Origin of the sequence: Kitasatospora putterlickiae, assembly GCF_039527695.1 — a bacterium.
Classification (GTDB): Bacteria; Actinomycetota; Actinomycetes; order Streptomycetales; family Streptomycetaceae; genus Kitasatospora; species Kitasatospora putterlickiae.
In genome coordinates, this window is the sequence record NZ_BAAAKJ010000068.1 from 3,941 (window position 1) to 8,162 (window position 4,222).

Here is a 4,222-nt window from a genome sequence, read left to right on the forward strand (position 1 = left end):
GCGGCCGACCGCTGCCCGCCGACCTCGCCAAGCCCGACGGCGCCCAGCGCCTCGCCGAAGCCGCCCTCGCCGCCGCCGGACGGGTCGACGCGCTGATCGCCAGCGCCGGCATCGGCTGGCGCGGCCCCTTCGCGTCCACCCCCACGGACACCCTGGACCGGATGCTGGAGGTCAACCTCGCCGCCCCGCTGCGCCTCACCCGCCTCCTGCTGCCCGGCATGCTGGAGCGCGGCCGGGGCCGGATCGTCCTGCTCGGCTCGATGGCCGGCCAGGTCGGCGTCCGCGACGAGGCCGCCTACGCGGCGACCAAGGCCGGGCTGACGATGTTCGCCGAGAGCCTCTGGTACGAGCTGCGCGGCACCGGCGTCGGCGTCCGGCTGATCCTGCCCGGCGCGGTCGAGACCCCGTTCTTCGCCACCCGCGGCACCGGCTACCAGCGCGAACGCCCCCGCCCCGTCCCGCCGGAGGAGGTGGCCGCCATCGTCCACGGCGCCCTCACCACCGACCGCGACCGGGTCTTCGTGCCGCGCTGGCTCGGTTACCCGGCCCGCCTGCACGGCGCCGCCCCCGGCCTGTTCCGGCGGATGGCGTCCCGCTTCGGGTGAAGGCCGGCCCCCTCCTCGGCGCCGCCACCGCCGTGGAACTGCTCCACCTCGCCCCGGCCGCCGTCCGCCTCCCGGCCGTCCGCAGCCACCTCGCCCGCCGCACCGCCGGGTACGGCGACCCGGGACACCTCGCGCTCACCTTCGACGACGGCCCCGACCCGCGCGGCACCCCGCCGATCCTGGACGCCCTCGACGCGCTCGGCGTGCACGCGACCTTCTTCCTGCTCGGCGCCATGCTCGAACGGGCCCCGGACCTCGGCCGCGAACTGGTCACCCGCGGCCACGAGGTCGCCGTCCACGGCTGGCACCACCGCCGCCAGTACCGCCCGGCCCCCGCCCGCGACCTCCGCGAACTCCGCCGCGCCACCGAAGCCGTCACCGCCCTTTGCGGCACCCGCCCCCTCTGGTACCGCCCCCCGTACGGCGTCCTCACCGCCGGCCCCCTCCTCGCCGCCCGCCACCTCGGCCTGCGCCCCGTCCTCTGGACCACCTGGGGCCGCGACTGGGAACCCGGCGCGACCGGCCGCACCGTCTACACCACCGCCCGCCCCACCCTGACCGGCGGAGCCACCCTCCTTCTCCACGACTCCGACTGCACCTCCACCCCCGACTCCTGGCGATCCACCCTCGCCGCCCTCCCCCTGATCGCCGCCCACTGCCGTACCCGCGGCCTCACCCTCGGCCCCCTGCGCGATCACGGCGTCCCCGCCCGTTCGGGGCCGCGTGGCGGTGGTCGCTGAACACGAGGCCGATCCGGCCTCACCCCGACCCACCCGCACCCGGGCCTCCGCAACAGGGCGGTCACGCCGTCACGGTGGCCCCGGCCTGGCCCAGCACGTAGCACCGCAGGTCGACGTCCTCGGGCAGTGGCGGCGCCTGGTCGCCGAACAGCACGGCGCCGACGGCGACCACGAACGTCCGGGTGACGGCGTCCGACCCCTTCTTCATTCTGGGGGCCTGGTAGAGGGCGTACCGGGCGAGCAGGAACCGATCGGGCGTCAGCCCGGGGTCGGCGAGCAGATCCAGAGCGGCGGCGTGCAGCACAGCGCCGTCCGCGGGGGCCGGGGTGGCCGTGTAGACGGGGGTGCCGCCGGTCTCCATCCGGGAGACGTCCACACCCCGGGCCGCGACCCGGGCGACCCACTCGGCGGTGGTCGCCCGTGCGGCCTCGCCCCGTAGGATCCGGTTGCCCGCGACGCGGCGCCCGTCCGGCAGGGTCACCCAGTTCTGCAGCACGTCGCCCTCAACGCCCTCGTCGGCGAACCTCCGTTCGGCGAGGAGGCCGTAACGCACCATCGCCTCGTAGGCCGGGGTGGACGCGCCGCCCGTGTAGGTCCGGCTCGCCTCGTCCCACTCCGACCCCTCCCGGAACCGGCCCACCTCCCCGAGGCGGTCGAAGTTGGCGTTTCCCTCCCCGATCGGGGTCCGGAAACGCTCCGGGTCGAAGGCGACGCCGGCCGGTCGCCGACCGGCGCGCACGGCCAGTCGGTACCGCCAGTCGATCAGACCGGCGTGGACGGCGGCCAGCGCGGCCACGCGGTCGCCGTGACCGGCCGCCTCGGCCCAGCGCCGGCCGAGCGCCGAGGCGGCGTTCCGCGCGGCGAGTGCCTGCTCGCCGGCGAACCGGCGGACCGTCGCCTGCCGTGCCGGGTCCGGGGAGCGGAGGGCCAGCGGACTGGTCGGAAAGTGCAGGGCGGTGATCTCGGTGGTGTTCACCGGTCGTCTCCTCGCTGCCCGGTGCGGGCCGTTGACGGACGCGCTCGGACCCGGACGCGGCCTCAGGAAACATCTACGAGACGTCTATCAAGGCCCGCGCCGTCCCGCAATGGATCGCCGTACGGGCCGGCACGGTCGAACTCGGCCCACCGGAGCACCGGTTGTGGCGGGGACACCCTCCCGCGCACCCGGACGCCGAGACCACTGCCCGTCACATGAAATTCACAGCCTCGTATCTACTCGCATAGACAAAGGTGGGTCATCCTGGTGTGATGCCGGCGCTCGGAGCCCGTCCTTCGTTCCCCGTTCCCCGGAAACCGCGGGCGGCGACTCCGGACGGACCGGTCGGCCCTCGCGCCGAAGCACCGCCGCGCCGAAGTACTGCCGCGTCACAGCACCGCCGCGTCACAGCACCGTGTACGACCCTCGCCCGGGCCGGCTCCGTAGGCCCGGCGCCGGACTTCCCGCCCTTCCGCCGACGTGCGGCAGGGAGCGGAGGTCGAGTCGGAGGCACACCATTCCCACCGGGAGACGCAGATGAAGCCACGCACCGCAGTCACCGCAGCCACCGTCGTCGCCCTGGCCGCGGCCGGCCTCGCCGTCTCGGCGCCCACGGCGGGCGCCAGCGGCACCAAGCTGTCGCAGTCGGCGGCCGCCAGTCAGTTCAGCCAGGCCGGCATCACCTGGAGCTCCAGCGGGGGCTGCACCACCAGGTCCAACTCCACCTGCACCTCGTTCGAGCAGATCAACTCGGGCACGGTGAGCGCGATCATCACCCTCAAGCAGGCCAGCGGCTGCGCCATCAACATCACGGGCGGGACCGAGGTGGGCCACGCCTCCGGTACCTACAGCCACTACAACGGCTACAAGGTCGACATCTCCCGCAACTCCTGCATCGACGGCTACATCCAGAACAGCTTCACCTACATCGGCCTCCGGGGTGACGGCTACCCGCAGTGGAAGGCCGCCTCGGGCAACCTGTACTGCAACGAGGGCAACCACTGGGACATCCTCATCTACTGACGCCGGCCCCGGGCGCCGGCTCCCCGAGGGCGCCGGCGCCCAGGTGCAACCTCGACACCCCGGTGGCCGTCCCGCCGCGCATGACGACGACGCCCCGGTGAAGGAGGCGTGCCGAGCCGTGACGCCACCGGCCGGAGGTGGCCCGGGGCATCGGCTCGCGGTGGGGCGTCAGCTGGTTCCACCGGCATGCCCGGCGATCCTTCGGGAGTCCACGACACCTCATACCTGAGAGCCAGACCGAGGACGGCTCCACAGCGGGAGGCCGGCCGGCGGGTCCGCTGCGTAGCGTGGTGACCGAATGCACCCCGGCCGGCGAAGGCTCCGTGAGCGTCCGAACCACTGAGCGCCCCGGCCGCAGCCGTCAGGTGGACGAAGTGGACAATACTGACCGTATGAACAGGACTGGGAGGCGGTCGGCGCGCGGAGCACTGCACACCGCGCGGAAGGATCTGTTCACCCTGGCCCCGCAACCGATGCCGCCCATGGGCGGGCCGGGACCGCTGAGGTGGCTGCCGCACGCCGCGGTCGTCTCGGTGGCGGTCTTCGCGGCCGTCTCCGCCACCGAGGACATCCCGCTGCGACCCCTCGGCGTGCTGCACGCCGCGCTCCTGGTGCCCGCGCTGCGCCGGCCGCTGCCGGCCTGGTGGCTGTCGCTGGTGACGCTGCCGGTGTTCTCGCTGTACCCGCCCTTCGCGCCGTACACCGGATGGGCGTGGGCCGTGCAGGCCGGGCTGTCGTTCCTGGTGGCGCTGCGCAACCCGCCGCGGGTGACGGCCGAGACGACGGCGCTGAACACCGCGCTGCTGCTGGGAGTGCAACTGGCGGGCGGGCGGCTCGGGCCCTGGTACTTCACGGCGATCGTGCTGGTGCTGTTCGCC

At 74.3% G+C, this 4,222-nt stretch carries 4 protein-coding genes and 1 pseudogene; 4 read left to right on the forward strand and 1 reads right to left on the reverse strand.

Going from position 1 to position 4,222, the window contains the following annotated elements; genetic code table 11:
* Positions 1-605: SDR family NAD(P)-dependent oxidoreductase (locus ABD308_RS07765; RefSeq protein ID WP_344329673.1), on the forward strand; the 605-nt coding region annotated here is incomplete at its 5' end.
* On the forward strand, positions 602-1,345 hold the full coding sequence (locus ABD308_RS07770) for a polysaccharide deacetylase family protein (protein WP_344329674.1): 744 nt from the start codon (positions 602-604) through the stop codon (positions 1,343-1,345). The genes ABD308_RS07765 and ABD308_RS07770, both read left to right, overlap by 4 nt.
* Positions 1,346-1,406: 61 nt before the next feature.
* Here ABD308_RS07770 and ABD308_RS07775 read toward each other — a convergent pair whose 3' ends face one another.
* Positions 1,407-2,321 carry a hypothetical protein gene (locus ABD308_RS07775; RefSeq protein WP_344329676.1) on the reverse strand — a complete coding sequence of 305 codons (915 nt, stop codon included), beginning with the start codon at positions 2,319-2,321 and terminating at the stop codon, positions 1,407-1,409.
* A gap of 537 nt (positions 2,322-2,858) precedes the next feature.
* On the opposite strand from ABD308_RS07775, the gene ABD308_RS07780 reads away from it, so the two are divergent.
* Together ABD308_RS07780 and ABD308_RS07785 are read left to right on the forward strand one after the other, a co-directional pair.
* Positions 2,859-3,344, forward strand: coding sequence for a hypothetical protein (locus ABD308_RS07780; protein WP_344329677.1), 486 nt, complete (start codon positions 2,859-2,861; stop codon positions 3,342-3,344).
* 482 nt (positions 3,345-3,826) lie between these two features.
* Positions 3,827-4,222, forward strand: a pseudogene (locus ABD308_RS07785) (hypothetical protein); the annotation flags it as partial.